Genomic DNA, 20494 nt, shown 5'->3' with positions numbered 1-20494 from the left:
AAAACTACCCGCGCCCAGAAAGCACCTGTCCGTGTGTTCCTTAGTCTAGGGTTCCCGGGCGCAAGCCCAAAGCCGCACAATGGACCCTCCGGCCTCCCACGGCCACGCCCATCCGCCGTGAAAATCCCGTGGTGTACTAGTTTTCGGTGACGGTGATCTTCACCTGGTCGACGTTGACGTTGTCCGGGTTTGCGATGCCCTCCGCAGAGAGCCGCTCCCGGTCGATTCCCTTGCTTTCGAGCACGTCCGCGACTGCGTTGGCCCGCCGTTCGGCGAGGTCCGTCGCCGCGTCTTCGTCGCTGTTCGTCGCGTAGGCCTCGATCTGAACATCACCTTCGGTTCCCTTCAATGCGGTAGCCACCGCGGTGATCGTGGCGTCGGAGGCTGCGTTCAGGTCGGCGGTGCCGGGCGCGAAGGCGATCGGTACGGCCTCGACGGCGGCGTTGATCGCGTCCTGGGCCGCCTCCCGGGCCGTGGTCAACGCTGCAGAGGCGGTCGCTTCGACACTGGTCATCGTGTCTTCGGTGGTCTCTGGCATCGACATCGGTGTGGTCGCTGGGGTGCTGTCATCAGCATTGTCGGAACATCCGGCAGCTCCTGCTCCGGCGAGAGCGATGGCCGCAGCAGCGCAGGCACTGGCAATTTTTCTCCGCATTGCGTTTCTCCTTCGTACACATTCGGGGTGAGTGATTGTTGTGTGTCCTCGGCCGGTGCCGCTGTGGATGCAGACCCGGCCCTTCTTACGGCGAGGTGGGTGTGGCGGCCGTGTGTTTCGCTCGGCCGGAGGTGAGAAGTCCGAGGCCGAGCATGGCAATGCCCAGGCCCAGATGAAGCCAATTATCTGCCGTGTTGACCGGAATGACGTTCGCGGCCGAGTCCTGATCGATGATCAGCCCATAGAGCCACAACAGTAGATAGATCAGGCCACCGCCGAGGAGGAATAGCCGCGCTGCGGCGGCGGTGCGCGCCATCACGACGCCGGCGACCCCGAAGAGCAGGTGTACCGCATTGTGCAGGATCGATACCTGGAACACTCCGAGGATTTCCGCTTCGGAGTGGTGGCCGGCCCAGTCGAGGGTGTCGTAGCCGGTGGTGGCAGCGGGAATGAATCCGAGGATGCCGACCACGAGAAAGAGTGCCCCGACAGCGAAGGCGGCGATCCGGGCAAGTGGTCTGCTGGTGTGGGTCGAGTGTTCAGTCATCAACGTCCTTTCGATCGGCCGATCGCTATCCGGAGAAAATCGCCACGGACGGCTGTCACCCTCTGTCCGTTTTGTCCCTATTTTCGGCTCCGGTGGCCGCCTACCCGCTTTCGTCTCGGTCAAACAGGGAACGGCGAGAAGTGCGCGGACCCGTCGGCGCTCCCCCTCTATCTCGGGGCGGGGCCGACGCCGCTACGAAAGGTGTACCCGCGAACTGCGCATTCACCATCAATTCGCCATGGCAATTGTGACCGACGCTGGGGTGGGGTTCGACGGACGTACACGAGTCCGAGGGGGCACCGGTGCTCCTGCGGCGCGCCGCATGCGGTGGCTACCGGTGGTACAGCGGGCGGTGTCGGTGGTCGTGGGCGAAGGCGTCGAATACCTCGCGTGTTCCTGCCCCGGTATGGAGATACTGGGCATCGAGGCGACGGGCGAGGTGTTCTGCCTGGTTGTCGAGCACTTCCGCCGCCCAGCGCACTTCTCTCCAGGCGGAGTTCGATCCTGCGGCCGCCAACTCGGGAACGAACGAGAGTGCCGCGGCGAGGGAGAGTGCGGGTTCGGCGTCACGGAAGAAGTAGGTTTCCTGGTACTGCATCACATCCAGCTCGATGGTGGTCAGGGCCTCGGTCACCGAGTCGAGTAGTTGTGTCGCCGTGCCCGGCTCAGCGCGTGGGAGAACGGTGACCATCCCCGTGTCGGCCATCATGGTGATGCGTTTCGCGGCCGCGCGCCGTCGGCTCAGCGCTGGATAGAGTTGCAGCACCCAGGAGATCGCTGCGGTGAACAGGAGGAACCCGATGAGCGCTTGTAAGGGGATCAGCATGCGTAGGGCGGGGTAGGCGGGAGTGATGTCTCCGTATCCGAGGGTTGCGACGGTGACGAGCGAGAGATACAGTGCCGCCACGGGTTCGGACGCCACCGACGGTGGTAGCGCCGAACTGAAGTAGAAGCCGTCGGGCATATGGGGCAGATAGATCGCCGCCCACCCCAGCACCGTCATCGCCGACCACGCCAGCACGGTGCTCGCCATGGCCACCGGGCCTGCTGACTCGAGGAGTCTGCCTCGGCGGTCGAGTGCCCCGAGCACACGCCAGATGAGGGAGAACAGCACGCGGCTGAGGGTGCCCAGTCCGCGCGGGTGCCACAGGGTGGAGAAGATGTCACGCAGGGCTGCGCCGATGAGCAGAGAGCCGACCGCGGTCAGTGGCCATGTCATCGGTAGCGGTGCTCCTTACCCGGCAAGACGGCCGACGTGTGTACTTATCCTGTCGGAACAGTCCTCTCATGAGTGGTTCATCGCCGCTCGAGGGTGTTGCGGACGTGTTGGGCGAGTGTGTCGAGTTCTCTGCGCTCGGCGGCGTCGAAGTTCTGCTGAGAAGCGGTGCGCTGTATCCGGTCGAGTTGGTCGGTGATTGCCCTCGTGTGATGGGGATGTGCGGTGTGCCAGGCGGCTTCGCGTAGCAGCGACAGCAGTCGGCCGAGCACCACCGGATCTTGGGCACCGTAACGCCGTGGCTGGCTGCACACGAGATCGAGGAGTTCGGACCAGGTCGGGCGCTGCAACCGCACGCGTGGGGTGCCCGCCGCGTCGTCGAGCGTCACAGGGCCGAGCTGATATCCGGCCAGCTCGCACAGCAGGGAAGAACAGGAACCGAGCGCATGGATCGCGGTGGTCGGGTCGTTGATTCCCGGCGACAAGGCCCTGATCGCGACGTCGACGAGTTGCCGCAACCCGTACCCGACGTCCTGGGTTGCGGTGCGTTCGAGGCCAATCCCGAGCGAACGTGTCACCTGTTCGCGCAGAGCATCCAAGCTCTGCGGGTCGAGCGGATCACCGCGGCCGGCGCGGTGACAGTCCGCGATCGGTGTACCGGCAACGAGAAAATCCCCGACCGCTCGGTCCATCCATATCACCACGCCGGCATCGGTGGCGGCGCGAAGAAGCGCCTGGTCGTCGATGCTGACCAGGAATCCCGACGCGGCGGATTCAACAGGGTGCGATGGTGTCGACGGTGGTCTGGTGTTACTGCCGTTCCCGCCGCGGCGGGGACCGAGGAGGCGCCGGACCACATCGACGCTGTCGGTATAGACATGGTGGAGCATCGTTTCGATGCGAATCTGGCGTACCAGGTGCGCCAGAAACAGCACCAGGGCCACGACGCTGAGCATGGTCAGGACGAACGCGACGGTGACCGCAATTCTGGGGACGAACGCAGGATCGTCGCCGCTGCCACTTCGGACGGTGCGCAATACCGTCAGTGCATAGACGAAGGTCGCCAGGAACAGGGCGAGCGTGCGTTGGACCAAACGATCGGCCGCGAAGGTACGGAGCAGCCGCGGCGTGTACTGGCTGCTGGCCAATTGCAACGTCACCAGAGTCAGTGAAAACGTCAACGCGGTGACGGTGATCAGGGACGAGGCGATTGCCCCGAGGACCTCGCGTCCCGCATCGGCGCTGCCGCCGAACAGGAGGTCCACTGCCGCCGGCGGAAGCGTGTCGTCGACGACGGCATCGAGTTCCGGGAGGAAAATACCGGCGATGAGTGCGGCGGTGACAGCGGCTGCCGGAATCGGCCACAGACGCGTGTGCACGGCGTCCGCGAACACCCGTCGGCGAGATCCCCCCATTCTAAGAGCCCACCGGGGGATGATTGCCGTGACATGCCGCGGACAGCCGTGGGGTGAGGGGTCTGAAATGCATCATGGGCCTCTCTCCGAGAAGCAGGATCACTGGCTCAGCGATGGCCATCGAGGAACATCCGAGAGTGCCGAACCATCACCGACCGAGGCGCGGGAGATGACGCTCATGCTCCCATCGGATTCGAGGACTACCGCCGCGACGGCGGCCATGTCCCCCGCACCCGAGCCGCGAATCGCCTGGCGCACCTGGGCCGCAGTGACCCGCTGCGCGGCCAGGGCATCGTCCAATAACTTCCCGTTGATCAGCAGGAGCGTCGGCGCGGCGGTCATCACCGCACGAACGAGGCGCACGCGGGAGGACACGGCCGCAGCCAGATACTGCAATGCCGCCAGCACCGTCAGCGCCATGACCCCTTCGGTCCACGACACCTCGGAACTGAGCAGAATCGTCGCCAGCGTCGAACCGAGCGCCACCGTCACCACGAAGTCGAACGCATTGAGCTTGGCCAGGGTTCGCTTGCCGGACAACCTGAGTATCCCAATCAACGCAACATACGCGGCAGAACCCACCACCGCCGTGCGGGCTATATCGGACCACGAGTCGAACCACATTATCTTGGCGTACCCGAGCGCTTCCGCACGAAACCGGACGCGGTAACCGGAACGGACACGCCCAGCGCACGCGGCGATACCACGCAGGACCTCATCACTTCTCAACTCGGAGCGGAGTCTCCGAGTTCGGTGACCTGCCTGCCCGGTGCGGTGGCCCGCCGGTAGAGCACCCGGCCCAGCACCCCGGTCACACCGAAAGCGACTGTGCTGCAGACAAGCACCAGCGACCCTGCCGCCAGGATGGTGTCCTGCACGCCGATCCGTTCCGCTTCCAGCGTCAGGTAGAACAACGCCGACACACCCACCGGGCCGAACCAACCGAGATAGAGGGCATCGGGCATCGGCAGACGCAGCGGCCGTCGCAGCAACATCAGGATCGGAATTCGCCGCAACACCAGCACCGCCACAACGAGCACAGCGCCACGCCAACCCAGCTCACCCCACTGCGACCACGGCAACGCCGCCCCGAGCAACACGAACAACGGCAACACCGCGAAGCGGTTGATGGCCTCATCGATAGGCACCTCCGCTGCCCGATCGGCGCCCGTCCCGGTGCGATTGAAGGCAAGTCCACCGACGAAAACCGCCAGAATTCCGTCCACGTGGATCAGGCCGGCGATCCCGAGAATGCCCAAGGCCAGGACAACGGTGAAAAACAGTGCCGGTGCATGCGCTGTCGCCCCATGCTTCTCACCCGAGCGCAGTGCCCGCCCACCGAGCCACCCCATCACTGCGCCCATCGCGGCGGCACCGACAATCTGCCACAGTGATTCGCCCACCGCCTCGGCCGCGGACAGTGACCCCGCCGCCGCGATCGCCACGATGACCAGTGGCAACGCCAACCCGTCATTCGCCCCGGACTCGAGGGAGAGGATCTCGCGATCGCGGGCAGGCAAATCTGCTTCGGCTGCATCGCCGGTGACCACACTGGACGCCAAGACCGGATCGGTGGGGCTCAGCGCGGTTCCGAACAGCAACGCCGCCGCTATCGGCAGGCCGAGGATGGCCCACGCCAACCCGGCTGAGACGACCGCCATCACCGGCATCGCGATGATCAACAAGATGACCACGTCCCGCCCCCGGGGGCGAATGTCGTGGACCGGATAGCGTAAGGCGACCGCCATGACCGAGATGGCCAGCAGTATCCGGCTCACCTCGTGTAGCAGGGTGTGCTCGACGGTGAGCGGGGCGATCTCGAGGGCACCGGCGACGTGCGGCCCCACCAGCACGCCCGCGGTAAGGCCGAGAAGAGGTTCCGAGATCGGCAGGCGCCGCATCTTGGCCGATATCGCCGCCACCATGACACCGAGCACACCGACTACCGCGAGTACGACGTCGAGGTCCATTGTCCACGGGTACCCCGAGTGCGGCCTCGCTCACCCGGTGAGACGGCGATACCAATCGCTCCCATGACGGGCAGGGAGTGCCGGGGTCAACACCCCCGGGTGTGGTTGCGGCATCGGCGAAGTACGCACTACCAGCGGCCCCGTGGGGCGTAGCCGGGCGCCCAGAACGGCATGTACCCGTAGTAGCCGTACAGGCCCGCGTAATACTCGGGAGCGTTCTCGAGTTCCGGATCGTAGGGGGAGCTTCCCGCAACGTTTTCCTTGGTGCGATCGATGTGGACTTCACCGGCTTCTCGCCGAGTGATCGCATCTACGGGTATCAACCTTTTCGTCTTGCCCAGGCCGAAAAATCCACCCGAACCGATTCGCAGTAATCGGACCTTGTTCTCCTGCTCGTCGACGAGCAGTCCGTCGACGTCGCCGATCTCGTGTCCTTCGCGGTCATACACCTTCTCCCCCCTGATGTCCTCGAGTGGATTCGCCAGTGTCAATGTCGTGTCGTCGAGATCGATCAGCGTGGGGTAGTTGTCTGCTTCCATCTGCCTCTCCTTTTCTCGTGGTTCGCTCGATTAACTTGGAGGCCAGGACGATTGATCTGGGGTGGTCGATGCCCGTCGAGGCGGGACCCGGCGGGCATCACGGCCCGAGCGCAATGGTGGGTGCCCGCACGCCGATGGCGGGACCGCGCCGAAACCGTCCCGGCACCTGCCACGTTTCCTCGGTTCGGACGCGATGTCAACCGAAAACGTGGGCGATTTGTCCGGTTTACCCGAATGGGGGTGTGGGTACGCCTCGGGCAGACCACCGATGACCCTACGAACGACGATGGGAGGTGGAGCAGGTGTTCCGGAGAATCGCCTATGCGGCTGTGGTCGGTGTCTGTGTCGCAGGGTTGGTGGCCTGCGGATCCGACGAACCGGACTACTGCCGTCCCCACGGTGCGATCGGTACCCGCTACGCCGAAATCGGGGCCGAGGCCGGTCCCCTCGGCCGTTGCACCGAAGACGAATACGGGATCAACAGCGGCCGCATACAAGACTTCGAGCACGGCGCGATGTACTGGACCAGCGACACCGGAGCGTGGGAAGTCTACGGCGACATCGGAAAGAAATACGCTGACGACGGCGGCCCCGCTTCGCCGGTCGGATGGCCCGTCAGCGGCGAACTTTCCACACCCGGCGATGCGGGACGATTCAACCGGTTCGAGCACGGCAACATCTACGCCTCCGCCGCGGGTACCCATCCGGTGTACGGCGCCATCTTCGCCGAATGGGGCCGACACGGCTTCGAACAGGGCCGGTTCGGGTTCCCCACCACCGACGAGTTCGACATTTCCGGCGGCCGGCAAACCAACTTCCAGGGAGGCTGGATCCGATGGCTCGACGAGGGCAACCCGATCATCACGTCCTGACCGGCAGTAACCCCACCCGGACGGCCCCGCCCCTCCGGGAACCGTTACCTGGGCCCACTCTCGCCGTCCTTGTCGCCGCCGTACTGGTGACCGGCTGCTCGACCGACGCCGAGCCCACCGAGACGACGGGAACCGTCCCACCGGTGTGGACCGGTTCTCCCGCCCCCTTGACCACAGGTGAAATACCCGGCCACCCCGGCCATTTCCCGGGCGGCAACGTCCTCTCCACCGGGTTCCTCGACACGGACGGCGGACCTGCGGGGACGGTGACCTTCGTTGAACGGGCCGGGTTCGTGGAGGTCCGAGCAGAGGTTTCCGGTCTCGAGCCGGGTTTTCACGGCTTCCACATTCACGAACGAGGACTGTGCGAACCCGACTCGACACCGCCCGGCGGCGGCGAGCCGGGCGATTTCCTGTCCGCCGGTGGACACATGCAGGTCGGCGGCCATACGGGCCACCCCGCCAATGGCGACCTGACCTCGATCCACGTTCGCGAGGGCGGCACCGGAACCCTGGTCACCTCGTCGGAGGCGTTCACGCTCGACGATCTGCGCAATGACGGGCAAGGGCGGGCAGTGATCGTCCACGCCGATCCCGACAACTTCGCGAACATCCCTACCCGCTATTCGTTGCCGGGAGGCGCCCCGGTCCCGGACGAGCACACGCTGTCGACCGGTGACGCCGGTGCGCGAGTCGCGTGCGCGGTCATCAAGTAGATCGCACTCGCTCGGTCGACGGTGGCCCCGCCCGAAATATGAAGAGGTGACAATCATGAATCCGTACTATCCCCTGGCGATCGCGCTGTATGTTGTCGCCGCGCTTCTTCAGGGCAACCTGGGGACCATCCTGTGAGGAAGCAGCGAGCCTGCCCTCTGGCGGCAGGCCACATGATGGCAAAGGAGCGTACAAGGTGATTACGAAAGGCCCCGGCGGCACTCCGCCTGCGGAGGAACCGAATTCCGCGAGAAGGGATGCCGATGATCGCGGCACCACCACACCCACACCCGCCAAAGTAGATTTGGCGCCCACGCGAACCGGGAGGATGTGGGTGGCGGTGACCGTCGGCGCGCTCATCCTCCTCGCTCTGTTGATCTTCATTCTTCAGAACACCGAGCGCACCGCGATTGCCTTCCTCGGCTGGAACTTCTCCCTGCCACTGGGTATCGCCCTGCTGTTCGCCGCCATCGCCGGACTGTTGGTGATGGCATTAGTTGGCGGTGCCAGGATTTGGCAACTGCGACACGCCTACAACAAACACTGATCCGTGTGGCCAAGCAGCCCGGCCTCCCAGCCAGCACTGCCGATCAGCCACCCAAAGAACACGCGAGCTGTATTTCGCCGGCCGCGTTTTGCGCAGGTAACAGCGGCGCCCTCGCCGAGACCCGGCGACGATGTGCGCTGGTCCGGCGATGCTGCGTTACCCATGTCTGTAGATCTACCTCTGCAGAACACCGACCAGGCGGTGCCGCCCCGCAGCGAGGACGTCTCATCGGTCTCCACTGCCTTCGCCTTGAAATATATGCCCGGGCCCGTACCGTGGTTTTCAAGGACCTACCCCAGGCGGGCTTCCAGATACATCCCCGAGGACTGGAAAACGGACTTCATGACCGACACCTTCAGAACCCTGCATACCTCCACCTCCGCAAGCACCGAATGGATCAAATCGCATCTGGATCGGATGGACCAGGCAGCGGCGCCGCCGAACCCAGATGAAAGCCGTGAAGTCGGCCGTCAGATGCCTCGCCCGAGGGGCGAAAGACGCCCTCCGGCCGAATAGCCCTCACCTCGCACACCACGGCGTTCACCCATCGCTTTGTGCCGCACGAGCACAAATCGTCGGCACGGTGGGCCGCGGGGCCTTCACAACTGCAGCGTGGTAGCCGGCGCTGGTGCGGGTATCCGCTCGGTATGAGCACTATCACCGAAGCCATCGACGTCGAGGTCCCCATTCGCGTCGCCTACGACCAGTGGACACAATTCGAATCATTCCCCCAGTTCATGAAAGGGGTCGAGGAAATCCGGCAGATCGACGACACCCACACCCACTGGACGATCGACGTGTCCGGTCAGCTCCGTGAATTCGACGCCACCATCACCGAACAGCACCCCGACCAGCGGGTGGCCTGGAAGTCCGATTCCGGGCCGACCCATGCCGGGGTGATCACCTTTCACCGCCTCACCGACACCACCACCCGGGTGACGGCGCAAATGGACATCGACCCCGACGGGTTCGTCGAGCATGTCGCCGACGCACTCGGTGTCCTCGACCGCCGGGTCAAGGATGACATGAAAAGATTCAAAATCTTCGTCGAGGACAAGGGCACCCTCACCACCGGATGGCGCGGCGACATCGACCGGCCCACAACCTGACGCATACGAGGGTGGTCGAGCCTTACCAGCTGCATTCTGTCCCGCGCTCGGACGGCACCCGGAAGATCATGCACCCCAGACCGGTCCGTCCTGTGGGTGTGGTGCGGCGCCGCGACCGATGTGACGACCCCTCGCCATCAGCCGACGGCACCACCTCCACGGTAACTCGGCCACAATTCGGGAGCCACCGAATCGGCTCAACCGAAAGTCGGCAGGCATGCGCTATGCAATTGTTGCCGTGAGGGTGCATGGTAGGAAGATGCCACGGAGGGTAACTCAGCACAGTCCCAAGACACGGCCGACTACGGGCACTGCCACCGGCACAGTGGAGACCGTCGATGCAATAACAGACGCGATGTTGACGGCGTCCCGACTACTGGTATCGCTGTCGGCCCGCTCCATTGCGTCGGTGGACGATACCATCACGATTCCACAGTTCCGGGTCCTGGTCGTCCTCGAAACCCACGGCCCGATCAACCTCGCCTCGCTGGCACAAAATCTCGACGTGCAGCCGTCCACGGCTACCCGGATGGTCGATCGACTCGTCTTCGCCGACCTGATCACGCGGGAAGCCAGTCCGCACTCGCGCCGCGAGCTGATGGTCGGGTTGACCAAACGTGGCGCGGCGGTGGTGCGGGAGGTCACGACCCGCCGTCGGCGTGAGATCGCAGCCGTGGTCGAGAAGATGCCACCCACCACCCGCGTCGGCTTGGTACGGGCGCTGAAAGCATTCACCGCAGCCGGCGCGGAACCGGACGCGCAGACTTCCCTGGATATGTACTGGGTGTGATCGCCTCGGTCGGCGCAGCCGCTGCCCGTGCGGCGCTGCCGTTGTACCGCAACGAGAAGGCGTGCCATCAGCTCTCATTCTCCGGATAGCGGCCTTCAATTTGCAGATAGCGACCCGCAGGGGGACTACGGCCGGCTGGAACTGTGCCGCGGTCATCCCCGATCTCCGAGGTTTCCTCTCGCCGTGTAGCTCAGTGCACGTCGAGTCGTTCAAACGCGAGAACGCTGGCTGCGAAGAGCACCAGTGCGACAACAAGCAGAATGGCGGCCGAGGACAGGCGCAGCCCGTTCTCGAGTTGACCGTCACCGACGGCGTAGTAGAACAGCGACGTGTACCGGGCAGGTCTGATCCCGTTGACCACGGGGGCGAGCGAACTGATCAGATAGGAGGCTGCGGCGACCCCGGAGGTAATCCCCAAAGCGAGCCCGCGGCTTCCGGTCAGAGCGCCGATCAGCATGGCCAAAGCACCGAAACAGATGCCCAGCAACAACACCCCGATCGTGATGCCCGTAAGATTCGCCAGATCGACGGTCAGCTCGAAACCCCGGCCCAAGGCCACGACCACCGCGGTGATCACCGCGACCGGGATTCCGGTCAGGCACAGGGCACCGAACTTCTGGGCCACGATCCTTCGCCTCGTGAGCGGCAGCGTCGCGATCACGCCGAGAGTGCCGTCCTCGTCTTGGCCGGCCAGGCCCGCCGCCCCGTATCCGACCGCGGTCAGCAGCACCAATAACGGGACGAAATTGGCGTACAGATTCGCGTTCAACCAGCCTGCGGAACTGGTCAAATCACCACTGGCCCCGAAGAGAGCGGCCATGGTGGAATTGCCCTGAGTGAACTCGTTCAGTCCAGCATCGTCCTTGAATGTCGGATACAGGGCGACGACGACGAACGTATACACCGCCATCCCCGCCGCGTAGCCAATCAGGGCACGCCGCCGCAGCCGCAGGTCCAGGCGAGCCACTTCAGTGAGCATCGGTGACCTCCCGATCCGCGCCCGTGCGATAGAAGTTCAAGAACAGCTCGTCGAGGTCGGCGCCCCGGACCGTCATGTCCACCGGATCGAGGTCGGCGACGACCCGAAGCAGCGGAGCGATCGGCCCTGAGACCGCGAGGGTCACCGCGCCGTGCGCACGGGCCAGGACCCGGACCTGACCGAGATCGTCGAGTGGTCGGGTGTCGAGATCGTGATCGAAGCGCAGCTCTACCGTGCGCGGCGCGCTGGCCTGCAGATGCTCGACGGTGTCGGTGACCACCAGCCGCCCGTCCTTGATGATTGCCACCCGGTCGACGAGCCGTTGCACCTCGTCGAGTTCGTGCGAAGACAAAAAGACAGTCCGCCCCTCGGCAACGGTTTCCCGGACCAGATCGATGAATTCCTGCTGTAGAAGCGGGTCCAGCCCGGCCGTCGGCTCATCCAGGATCAACAGGTCCGGGCGGTGCATGAACGCAAGCAGTAGGCCGATCTTCTGCCGGTTCCCTTTCGACAGGGTCCGCACCGGGGTGTCGAGTTCGGCACCGAAGCGGTCTGCGAGCTCGTCCCGGTAGGACAGATCCGACAGGCCGCGGACCCGGGCGGCGGCCTCGAGGTGCCGGCGCCCGGTCAACCGCGGATACAGTGTGAGTTCGCCCGGCAGGTACCCCACCCGTCGGTGAATGCGCACACTCTCCTGCCAGGGGTCGTGCCCGAACACTCGCACCGTGCCGGTGTCGGCCCGGTACAACCCGAGCAGCAACCGGATCGTGGTCGACTTGCCCGCCCCGTTGGGACCGAGGAACCCGAACACCTCCCCGGCGTTGATGCCGAATTCCAGATCTGTCACACCCCGACGCGACCCGAAAGCGCGGGTCAGTCCTGCGACGTCGACAACCGATGACATGATCACTCCTCCTGCGCGAGAACGAAAACCCCCCGCGAGTAGATGTCCATGAGGGTCTGCGACCACCGTCCCAATCCGGTCGCGCCGAGTGGGTCGACGCCGAGAACCGCCTGCACCTGCTCGCGCAGCAAAATCACCGCGAGATCGTTGACCAACAAAAACGCCGCCCGCACCGCAGGATCGGCGGCCGGACGAGCGACACCGGCTGTCTCGAGCCCGGACAGCGAATCGACGGTGGCGTCGAACAACGCCCGAAACACCTTGTGCGCCGCCGGTCCCCCATCGATCAACAGCCGGCGCAGATATCCGGGCAACTGCGGGTCGGTGTCCAGCAGATCCGCCATCGCGGTGGCCAACGACGCCGGCGACGCCCCACTCTCGGCGCCGCGGCCGAATTCGGCGAGCAGACCGGTCATCGTGGCGCTCACCCGGGCATCGACGGCAGCCTTGAGTCCGTCCTTCGACTTGAAGTGGTGCATCACCAACGACGACGACACGCCCGCGGCGGCGGCGACGTCCCGGATGCTCACCCCGGCGACACCGCGTTCGGCGAACAAGGTCAGCGCTGCCTCACGGATGGTGGCCGACGCCCGCAAATCACCTGAACGCATGTGCTAATTATGGAACACTTGTGCAGCATCCGCAATCGGCTCGTGCACGTGCACGTGCACGGGCACGGGCGTTCGCAGTTCGTGAAAGGTGGACAAACGCGAGAGAGGACCAGGGGCCCCGTTTACATTCCGGGCGGCGAACCAGCCGAGCTACCTACTGAATTCGTCCATTGCCGTATCCCATTCGTGGACGCGGACCGCCGCTATGACGTTCCCGTGGCCGAAGGGATCATGCCTGAACAGGCGCGTGCCGGTCTCCGCATCGGCGGCGTCGACGACGAAGCGGGCGCCATGCCCCTCGGCGAGCGGATGCGATGACAACACCGCCTTGCGGCGGACCAGGTTCGGCGAGCCACCCATGATGATCGATGCGGTGATCGTCCCGACCGGATGACGTCTCGGGACTATGAGGGCACTCCACAACATGTGCACTCCACAACGAAATGCGGCATATTTCACTTCTCGCTGTCTGAGGAGATCACCGACCTAACAGGTCTGCGAACGCCTACCCTCCCCTTATCCGCGCTTCGGGATCCGCGCCAGGCACAGATACCTTCCGGCGTGGTCACCCTGCGGTGGGTTAGCGCCGATCGCCGACCACTGGCAGGTCGGCGATCGGCGTACCCGCGACGCCGACTGTTTTGACTGGCAACGAGCACTCCCCTCCTCCGTGGACGCCATCGTCTGCTGATGCTGACCCCGGCCGCGCGGTGTCGGTTGGCGTCGATTCTCACCGGTCTCGCCCGGATCGGTGGGTGGCATCAGGTGATTCCGGCGACGCACGCACGGCCCTCCGAGGTGGTCACCTTGGAAAATATCGCGGGGCCGACACTACCCCCGAACATTCGAATTGCGACCGGCGCCTGCGAGGAAAGACGGACATTTGCGACATAGCTTTTATATGGCACTATGCAATTGTTGCTGTAACGGGGAAACCGCTCGGTCGTGCCGAGCGGGCGAGAGGAGTCCAAACGTAACGACGAAAGCGCGGCACTGAGCTGAGCTTTTCATCCGCACGGCGATCGCCCCACCCGCGGGCGCAGGTCCACATGGCCGGCGAACGTAGCTGTGCAAAATCACGAGACCGGATCCGCTGTGGCGCCGTGCGGCGAGCGCCCGGTGACCTTGACGAGCCGGACGGTACGACGACGCACCGCCCGGTCCCGACATCGAAATGCAGGTGCTGCTGGAATGACCACGATGACCGATCCGTACACCTCCCGCGTGTCAGGAAGCCCGCAGGTGCTCGAACGTCCACACCCCGTCGTGTGGAGCACGTCCACGACACCGGATATGGCGCTCTTCGCCGAACGCGGATATCTTCAGCAGGACCACGCGCTCAGCCCCGAGTCCGTCGAGAACTGTCTCGCCGAGATCGACCGGCTCCAGAACGATCCGGAAGTTCGCGACGATGCCCGGATCGTCCGGGAAGAAGGCACCAGCGCGGTGCGTTCGATCTTCGACATCATCGAGTTCAGCGACATCGTGCGCAACGCGGTCGCCGAATCCGGTGCCGAGGACATCGCCCGAGAGATTCTCGGATCCGACGTTTACATCTATCAGAGCCGGCTGAACTACAAACCCGGCTTTCACGGCGGTGCCTTTTACTGGCATTCCGATTTCGAGACCTGGCATGCCGAAGACGGAATGCGGCACCCGCGCGCGGTGAGCGCGTCGATCGCCCTGACCCGCAACGAGACCTACAACGGGCCATTGATGATCATGCCCGGAACGCATCGCTCGTTCGTGCAGTGCGCCGGCGCCACCCCTGAGGACTTTTATCGCGAGTCCCTGGTCACCACTGCCCCCCGGGTCGGTGCCCCCGCCGAAAACACCATCGCCGACATGGCCGACAGCCACGGCATCGACGTGCTGACCGGCGCAGCAGGATCGATGACGGTCTTCGATTGCAACGCCCTGCATGCGTCGGGCGGAAACATCAGCCCGTTGCCGCGCGCGAACATCTTCGTGGTGTTCAACAGTGTCGTCAATCCGATCGACCGACCGTTCTCCGGCTCAGCCCCACGTCCGTCCTTTCTCGCCAAACACCCCCCTGCGGCCGGGAAGGCCGCTGTCGAGTCGTCGACGGCCGCGGACATCGGTGCCACGCGCGAGGGTGGGAACCGCCGGTGAGCCCCGGTCTACGACCCTCGGTCTTCGACGAACTCGAATCCGAGGTCCGCAGCTACTGTCGGCGTTGGCCGACCACCTTCGCCACGGCGTCGGGCTCCTGGTTGACCGACGAGACCGGGCACGAATACCTCGACTTCTTCGCCGGAGCCGGATCGCTGAACTACGGGCACAACAACCCTGTATTGAAGTCCGCGCTCGTCGACTATCTCGCACGCGACGGAATCACCCACTCGCTCGACACGTACACTGTCGCCAAGCGGGAATTCCTCGAAACGTTCCATCGTGTGGTCCTCGGGCCCCGCGATCTCGACTACAAGGTGCAGTTCCCCGGGCCGACCGGAACGAACGCCGTCGAGGCTGCACTCAAACTGGCGCGAAAGTGCACCGGCCGCGAAACCGTCATCAGCTTCACCAACGCCTTCCACGGAATGACACTGGGCGCGCTGGCGGTGACCGGCAACTCGATGAAACGTGCCGGTGCCGGCATACCCCTCGTCCATACGACCCCGATGCCGTTCGATCACTACCTGGGTGGGGCCGTCGACGACTTCCACTGGCTCGAGCGTGCCCTAGAAAATTCCGGAAGTGGGCTGGAAAAGCCCGCAGCGGTGATCGTCGAAACGGTGCAGGGCGAAGGCGGCGTCAATGTAGCACGGCCGCAATGGCTGCGGGCGCTCGCCCAACTTTGCCGCGACCGCGACATCCTGTTGATCGTCGACGATGTGCAGATGGGATGCGGACGAACCGGCCCGTTCTTTTCGTTCGAGGACGCCGGAATCGAACCCGACATCGTCACGTTGTCCAAGTCGATCAGCGGATACGGCCTGCCCATGGCACTGACACTCCTCAAACCGCATCTCGATATCTGGGAGCCGGGCGAACACAACGGAACGTTCCGCGGCAACAACCTCGCCTTCGTCACGGCGCGTGCCGCCCTCGAACACTATTGGACCGACGACGGCCTACAGGATGCCACCCGCCGCCGAGGCGACATGATGCATGCGGCGTTCACCGATCTCACCGCCACACTCCCGACCGTGTCCTCCCGCGGGCGCGGCATGATCCAGGGACTCGTTTTCGCCGACGCCACACAGGCCGCACGCGTGAGCACCCACGCCTTCGAACACGGTCTGCTGGTCGAGACCTCCGGCCCCCAAGACGAGGTCGTCAAAGTGCTGCCACCCCTCACCACCACCGACGACGAGATCGCATACGGCGTCCGGATGCTCGCCGACGCGGCGACCGCGGCCACCAACCACCACTGATGCCGCATCGTTCCTGGCACATCTCGTGGTTCTCTTCATGCTGATCGCGTTTCGGTGACCACGGAGCCACGGAGCCACGGAGCCACGGAGGTCGTCTGCACCACAGATCAGACACAGGTGCGGGCGGATCTGCGCGCCCCGCACCGCGGCACCCCGTGCGCGACGCCTTTCGGGTGGGGGGTCCCGAGCGTTCGAAGTGTTCGGCACAGCGGTCGATGAGGGTTTTGTCCACGGCCACGGCGAGCAGCGTCGACCCACATCGACCGCGCTGCGGTGGCCCGAGAGGGATAAACGCCGCCTCGGGTGGCGGTGTCGGACCGCCGCGCTCCATCGGCCCCGCGGGACCGGACGGACTCGGCGGCGTGAGGTGATGCCTCCGGTTGCTCGTGGGTGTCATCCCTAGATGCCGTCACCGCCCACGGTACGACGTTCATTCACGGGCAGATGGGTTCTACCAGGCGGTAGATTTGCTGCACCTGCTCCGGGGTGGGTACGGTGCCCCGATTTTCGGCCTGCGCTGCGATCGTCGCGGTCACGGCCTGCTCATCGGCGCCGTTGCCGAGATCGATGCACGGTTCGATGGCGATATGCGCGATCGAATCGTCGTTGCGGTTGCTCGCCAGCTGCGGATAGCGGGTACGAAATGCGGCGACGAACGCAGCGAGATCAGCATTGTAGCGGGCCATTTCGGCGGCACGGTCTCGCTTGTCCTGGGCGCCGATGGTCTCGGCGGCGGAAGCCGTGGTGATGTCGCCGGATTCGGTGTCTGTGCCGGAGCCGCAGGCAATCAGCACCCACAGGGCGGCGGCGACACCGCACGCGCGGGCGGACCTCATGAGCGCAGGATTACCACCCCATGCAGGGAGGCAAACACGGGCAATCGGCATTGCGCCGGCACGGGCTGTCTAGGTACCGGCGAGCACGCGGGCGGAGATTCCGAGGTAGATCAGCATGAATACCAGTAGCGCCCAGCCGGTGCCGTGCCAGATCGGCCAGGTGCCCCCGGTTCGCCATGCGCGGTAGGCGTGGACGAAGGCGCCGAGACCGCCGGCGAGCAGGATGCCGGTGGGCACGAACGCCAGAATGTAGCGGCCCGCGGTGGAGCAGACCATCGTCTGTGCGCCGGTGCACTCGTCCGTTTCCCCGGCGGCCGTCCACACGACGGTGACCACCGTGACGATCAGGGCGGCACCGATCACCACGCCCGCATAACGCGCGGCCCGGCGGAAGGTGGCCCCGTCGGATCAGCGTTTCTCGACGTCGTCGGTCATGGCGGACGACCTGTGGTTGCTCAGCTACCGGCGGCGCGGTCGGCGAGTGCGCCCTGCCCGGATTCACGGGCGCAGTGCGCGCAGCAGTAGATCGTGTCGTCGGCTTCGACGCCGTGCCCGAGAATGCGGCAGCCGCAGTGCGCACACTGTGGCGCCATCGCCTGGGCGGCGCATTCGAAGCTGTCGAATACCGCGGACCGGTCCCCGCGGGTGATGGTGAAGGCCTTGTCGTAATCGTTGCCGCAAGTCTCGCAGGTGGGCATATCCTTCAGTCCCTTCCGTGTTCGTTCGGCGTCGTGGCGTAGACAGCCAGGAGATTTACCCTTCGGGGTTACCCGACCCCCCGAGGGGTAAACGGTGCTCGTGTGAGCCGGAAATCCTGCGGTGCCAAGGAGCAGGGCCTCGCAACGGCTCCATGACGCTCAGGGTCGACGTCGTGGCGGGCTCAGGCGCACTCCCAGCCAGTCCGGTCGGTCGAGGGTCGCGGTGAGGGTCATGCCGACGGTTTCGGCCGCCTCGGCGATCACGCTCGGGTCGACGAAGCCGTCGTGGCCGGTTTTCGGGGTCAGCAACCACAAGTACCCGTCCGGGCCGAGGAGGGTCTGTGCGTCGAGAAGTTCGTCGGTCAGGTCGCCGTCGGGTTGTCGCCACCACAACAGGGCAGCGTCGGCGAGTCCGTCGAGATCATCGCCGGTGACGGTGCTGCCGCCGTGTTCACGGATTTCACCGCGTAATTCGTGGTCGACGTCCTCACGGTAGCCGAATACGGGGATCAGCATGTCGGAGTGCACGCCGAGCCGGTTCCCCGTGGCGGGTGCGGAACGTGGTCGGTCGGTCATCATCCTCACCGTGGTGTGTTCTGCGGGGTGCGCTGTGGTGCGCCAAGTCAGCAGTCCGAGCGCGGTCATCGTCGACCCAGAGGGTTTTTGCGGGCTCCGTGGACTGCTCGTCCGCAGACCCCGCTTATACAACTCTTGCATAGTGCCATATTGTCGAGTTGTCGTAAATGTCCGATTCGGCTGCGGCCGTCGATCGCGTCCGTTCACGTGCCGGGACGGCGAAACGAAAAGGGTGGTGAAGGCTTTGACTGTGCCGGATCTGTCGGCCGAACAACGTGCCGACGCGCGCCGGGTCGCGCTCGAAGCTCGAACGGTGCGGGCGCGGGCCCTCACGGAGATTTCCGCCGGGCGGTGGACCGTGCCGCGGCTCCTCGCTGCGGCGCAGGCCGAGCGTGCACTGGCACGGACCAAGGTGGAGGCGGTGTTGCGCGCGTTGCCCGGGGTGGGACCGGTCGGTTCTCGGGTGCTGCTCGCGCGGGCGGGAATCGCAGAGAACCGGCGAGTGGGGGCGCTGACCCAGCGGCAACGCCGGTCGCTGACCGAGATCACCGAGTACCCGATTCGATGGCGGTCGGATCCAGTGGGGTAACGCGCGGATAGATGCCGGGAACGACGAGATGCGGACGGCGGTCTCGGCGCTATCGGCGCTGGCCGTGCCCATCATCCGGAACGGGTACGCGGAGATTGCGCAGGGATCGGTAGTAGTCCAGTAGCGAGAACCGCTGCCTCGGTTCGCCCCAGCAAGTGGGTACCCGCCGAGCGGGCCGTGTCTCGGCGTCGATGCGCCGTTGCCAGTAGGAGGCAAGCCGAGGGGATCGGTTCACGTCACCCGGTGCACTCATCAGCACCGACTCTACTGCCCGCATCTGCTACGAGGCCAGACCCGCGTCACGAATGCATCACCAAATAACTGTAGCGAGCAATACTTGCAGTGGCGTTCATATCGCATGTTCTCGGGTTGACAGGCCGGCGAAGTGGGAATTCGGGGCACAGTGACCCGGTCCTCCGCCGGCCGGGGTCGGTCATGACGGCGAAGGACTGAGGCAGATGACGGAGAGCGAGAACCAGCGCACGCTGATCGATCTGGACGAGGCCGCCCTGATGCTCGAGCATCCGGCCCAGGACATCCGCGGGCGCAGCGTCTACGACCGGGACGGACACGAACTGGGGACGATCGAGGGATTGATCGTCGACGAGGCGGAGCGGAAGGTGCGGTTCCTGCGGATCGGCTCGGGTGGGTTCCTCGGGTTCGGCAAGACCGCCCGGCTGGTGCCGGTGGACGCGATCACCCGTATCACCGATGACGCGGTCCACCTCGACCGGAGCAAGGAACACGTCGCCGGCAGTGACCCCTATGACCCGCAGGTGATGCCGGTCTCGGATTTCTACCGGCGCCTGTACGAGCATTACGGGTATGTCCCGTTCTGGGCAGCCGGGTACGTCTACCCGTATCGGGCGTTCCCCCCGAGATGTGGACACCTATTTTTATGCGGCGGTGGCCAGCGTAGCCGATCGCCGCTCGAACTCGACCGGGCAGATCTGGCCGAGAGTGGAATGCCTCCTTCTGGTGTTGTAGCGCGTGATCCAACGGAAGACCGCGGCGCGTGCCTCACCCGCACTGTTCCAGCGCTTCCGGCCCTGCAGCGTCTCCCGTTTCAACGTCGCGTTCAGCGACTCGGCGGCCGCGTTGTCCGCCGACGTTCCGACTGCGCCCCGCGACCGGGTCACCCCCAACTCGAGACACAGGTCGGCGAACTCGACCGATGCATACTGAGACCCGTTGTCGGAGTGGAAAATTGACCCATCGAGACCGGTGGCGCCGCGCACGGCGGCCGCCGCCCGCAGCGCGTCGGTGACCAACTCGGTACGCATGTGATCAGCGATCGACCAGCCCGCCAACCGGCGCGAGCCCAGGTCCATCACCGTCGCCAGATACAGAAATTCACCGTCACCCACCGGGAGGTAGGTGACGTCGCCGACGTACTTGGTGTTCGGGGCGCTCGCGGTGAAATCCCGCCGGATCAGGTCCGGAACCGCCGCCGCATCCGGGGCTGGGATAGTGGTGCGGACCGGTTTGCGCAGATGCACCCCGACGATCCCGTGCTCACGCATCACCCG

24 protein-coding genes and 1 pseudogene are annotated in these 20494 nt (G+C 65.1%); 9 read left to right on the top strand and 16 right to left on the bottom strand.

Annotation, left to right across the window (positions count from 1 at the left end):
- Positions 1-136: 136 nt before the first annotated feature.
- From ACH49N_RS37625 to ACH49N_RS37595, 7 genes are all read right to left on the bottom strand, one after another.
- Complete coding sequence (locus ACH49N_RS37625) at positions 137-655, bottom strand: OmpA family protein (RefSeq protein WP_358278276.1); 519 nt, start codon at positions 653-655, stop codon at positions 137-139.
- An 85-nt stretch (positions 656-740) separates the two neighbouring features.
- Entirely contained in the window at positions 741-1202 is a 462-nt protein-coding gene (locus ACH49N_RS37620; RefSeq protein WP_358278278.1) for a DUF4383 domain-containing protein, read from the bottom strand.
- Between the two features lie 331 nt (positions 1203-1533).
- The gene (locus ACH49N_RS37615) at positions 1534-2421 is read right to left on the bottom strand and encodes a potassium channel family protein (protein ID WP_358278280.1); all 888 of its coding nucleotides are present in this window, start codon (positions 2419-2421) and stop codon (positions 1534-1536) included.
- Positions 2422-2498: 77 nt separating this feature from the next.
- Positions 2499-3833 carry a DUF2254 domain-containing protein gene (locus tag ACH49N_RS37610; protein ID WP_358278282.1) on the bottom strand — a complete coding sequence of 445 codons (1335 nt, stop codon included), beginning with the start codon at positions 3831-3833 and terminating at the stop codon, positions 2499-2501.
- Positions 3834-3932: 99 nt separating this feature from the next.
- A complete protein-coding gene (locus ACH49N_RS37605) occupies positions 3933-4457 on the bottom strand; it encodes a YetF domain-containing protein (RefSeq protein ID WP_358278284.1) in 525 nt (174 codons plus the stop codon).
- 101 nt (positions 4458-4558) lie between these two features.
- A complete protein-coding gene (locus tag ACH49N_RS37600; protein ID WP_358278285.1) occupies positions 4559-5803 on the bottom strand; it encodes a cation:proton antiporter in 1245 nt (414 codons plus the stop codon).
- Between the two features lie 128 nt (positions 5804-5931).
- Entirely contained in the window at positions 5932-6342 is a 411-nt protein-coding gene (locus ACH49N_RS37595) for a PRC-barrel domain-containing protein (protein WP_358278286.1), read from the bottom strand.
- Positions 6343-6644: 302 nt separating this feature from the next.
- Between ACH49N_RS37595 and ACH49N_RS37590 the strand changes: the two genes are divergently transcribed.
- The 5 genes from ACH49N_RS37590 to ACH49N_RS37570 all read left to right on the top strand — a co-directional run bounded on the left by ACH49N_RS37590 (position 6645) and on the right by ACH49N_RS37570 (position 10374).
- The gene (locus tag ACH49N_RS37590; protein WP_358278288.1) at positions 6645-7214 is read left to right on the top strand and encodes a trehalose corynomycolyl transferase; all 570 of its coding nucleotides are present in this window, start codon (positions 6645-6647) and stop codon (positions 7212-7214) included.
- Positions 7178-7930 (top strand): superoxide dismutase[Cu-Zn], encoded by a 753-nt coding sequence (gene sodC, locus ACH49N_RS37585; RefSeq protein ID WP_358278290.1) that lies wholly within the window; start codon positions 7178-7180, stop codon positions 7928-7930. The genes ACH49N_RS37590 and sodC overlap by 37 nt, the downstream gene beginning before the upstream one ends.
- A 194-nt stretch (positions 7931-8124) precedes the next feature.
- The gene (locus tag ACH49N_RS37580; protein ID WP_358278291.1) at positions 8125-8475 is read left to right on the top strand and encodes a lipopolysaccharide assembly protein LapA domain-containing protein; all 351 of its coding nucleotides are present in this window, start codon (positions 8125-8127) and stop codon (positions 8473-8475) included.
- Positions 8476-9122: 647 nt separating this feature from the next.
- Positions 9123-9584, top strand: coding sequence for an SRPBCC family protein (locus tag ACH49N_RS37575; RefSeq protein ID WP_358278292.1), 462 nt, complete (start codon positions 9123-9125; stop codon positions 9582-9584).
- Positions 9585-9939: 355 nt separating this feature from the next.
- Positions 9940-10374 carry a MarR family transcriptional regulator gene (locus tag ACH49N_RS37570; protein ID WP_358278309.1) on the top strand — a complete coding sequence of 145 codons (435 nt, stop codon included), beginning with the start codon at positions 9940-9942 and terminating at the stop codon, positions 10372-10374.
- Between the two features lie 190 nt (positions 10375-10564).
- Here the strand turns inward: ACH49N_RS37570 and ACH49N_RS37565 are convergent, their stop codons facing one another.
- The 4 genes from ACH49N_RS37565 to ACH49N_RS37550 form a co-directional block, all read right to left on the bottom strand.
- Positions 10565-11353 carry an ABC transporter permease subunit gene (locus ACH49N_RS37565; RefSeq protein ID WP_358278293.1) on the bottom strand — a complete coding sequence of 263 codons (789 nt, stop codon included), beginning with the start codon at positions 11351-11353 and terminating at the stop codon, positions 10565-10567.
- Positions 11343-12257 (bottom strand): ABC transporter ATP-binding protein, encoded by a 915-nt coding sequence (locus ACH49N_RS37560; protein ID WP_358278294.1) that lies wholly within the window; start codon positions 12255-12257, stop codon positions 11343-11345. Before ACH49N_RS37560 ends, ACH49N_RS37565 begins: the two co-directional genes overlap by 11 nt.
- Before the next feature lie 2 nt (positions 12258-12259).
- Positions 12260-12868 (bottom strand): TetR family transcriptional regulator, encoded by a 609-nt coding sequence (locus ACH49N_RS37555; RefSeq protein ID WP_358278295.1) that lies wholly within the window; start codon positions 12866-12868, stop codon positions 12260-12262.
- Between the two features lie 150 nt (positions 12869-13018).
- Positions 13019-13294 (bottom strand): hypothetical protein, encoded by a 276-nt coding sequence (locus ACH49N_RS37550; RefSeq protein WP_397505175.1) that lies wholly within the window; start codon positions 13292-13294, stop codon positions 13019-13021.
- A gap of 765 nt (positions 13295-14059) precedes the next feature.
- On the opposite strand from ACH49N_RS37550, the gene ACH49N_RS37545 reads away from it, so the two are divergent.
- Positions 14060-15001, top strand: a complete 942-nt coding sequence (locus ACH49N_RS37545) for a phytanoyl-CoA dioxygenase family protein (RefSeq protein ID WP_358278296.1) — start codon at positions 14060-14062, stop codon at positions 14999-15001.
- Positions 14998-16266 carry a diaminobutyrate--2-oxoglutarate transaminase gene (ectB, locus tag ACH49N_RS37540; protein WP_358278297.1) on the top strand — a complete coding sequence of 423 codons (1269 nt, stop codon included), beginning with the start codon at positions 14998-15000 and terminating at the stop codon, positions 16264-16266. The genes ACH49N_RS37545 and ectB overlap by 4 nt, the downstream gene beginning before the upstream one ends.
- Before the next feature lie 434 nt (positions 16267-16700).
- Here ectB and ACH49N_RS37535 read toward each other — a convergent pair whose 3' ends face one another.
- The 4 genes from ACH49N_RS37535 to ACH49N_RS37520 form a co-directional block, all read right to left on the bottom strand.
- Entirely contained in the window at positions 16701-17102 is a 402-nt protein-coding gene (locus ACH49N_RS37535) for a hypothetical protein (RefSeq protein ID WP_358278298.1), read from the bottom strand.
- A gap of 69 nt (positions 17103-17171) precedes the next feature.
- Positions 17172-17468, bottom strand: a complete 297-nt coding sequence (locus ACH49N_RS37530; protein WP_358278300.1) for a hypothetical protein — start codon at positions 17466-17468, stop codon at positions 17172-17174.
- Positions 17469-17557: 89 nt separating this feature from the next.
- Positions 17558-17800: a hypothetical protein gene (locus tag ACH49N_RS37525; protein ID WP_358278302.1), complete on the bottom strand. Its 243-nt coding sequence runs from the start codon at positions 17798-17800 to the stop codon at positions 17558-17560.
- A 159-nt stretch (positions 17801-17959) separates the two neighbouring features.
- On the bottom strand, positions 17960-18376 hold the full coding sequence (locus ACH49N_RS37520; RefSeq protein WP_397505173.1) for a DUF3052 domain-containing protein: 417 nt from the start codon (positions 18374-18376) through the stop codon (positions 17960-17962).
- Positions 18377-18611: 235 nt separating this feature from the next.
- Between ACH49N_RS37520 and mihF the strand changes: the two genes are divergently transcribed.
- Together mihF and ACH49N_RS37510 are read left to right on the top strand one after the other, a co-directional pair.
- Positions 18612-18965 carry an integration host factor, actinobacterial type gene (gene mihF / locus ACH49N_RS37515; protein WP_358278305.1) on the top strand — a complete coding sequence of 118 codons (354 nt, stop codon included), beginning with the start codon at positions 18612-18614 and terminating at the stop codon, positions 18963-18965.
- Positions 18966-19423: 458 nt separating this feature from the next.
- Positions 19424-19651: pseudogene (locus ACH49N_RS37510) on the top strand (PRC-barrel domain-containing protein); the annotation flags it as partial.
- 210 nt (positions 19652-19861) lie between these two features.
- Here ACH49N_RS37510 and ACH49N_RS37505 read toward each other — a convergent pair.
- On the bottom strand, positions 19862-20494 hold a 633-nt coding region (locus ACH49N_RS37505), incomplete at its 5' end, for an IS3 family transposase (RefSeq protein WP_397505170.1).

The organism is Rhodococcus sp. NPDC019647, from assembly GCF_044389235.1.
Lineage (GTDB): Bacteria > Actinomycetota > Actinomycetes > Mycobacteriales > Mycobacteriaceae > Rhodococcus_F > Rhodococcus_F oxybenzonivorans.
Note: the sequence above shows the minus strand (reverse complement) of the source record. Positions and strands in the feature narration are given on the sequence as shown.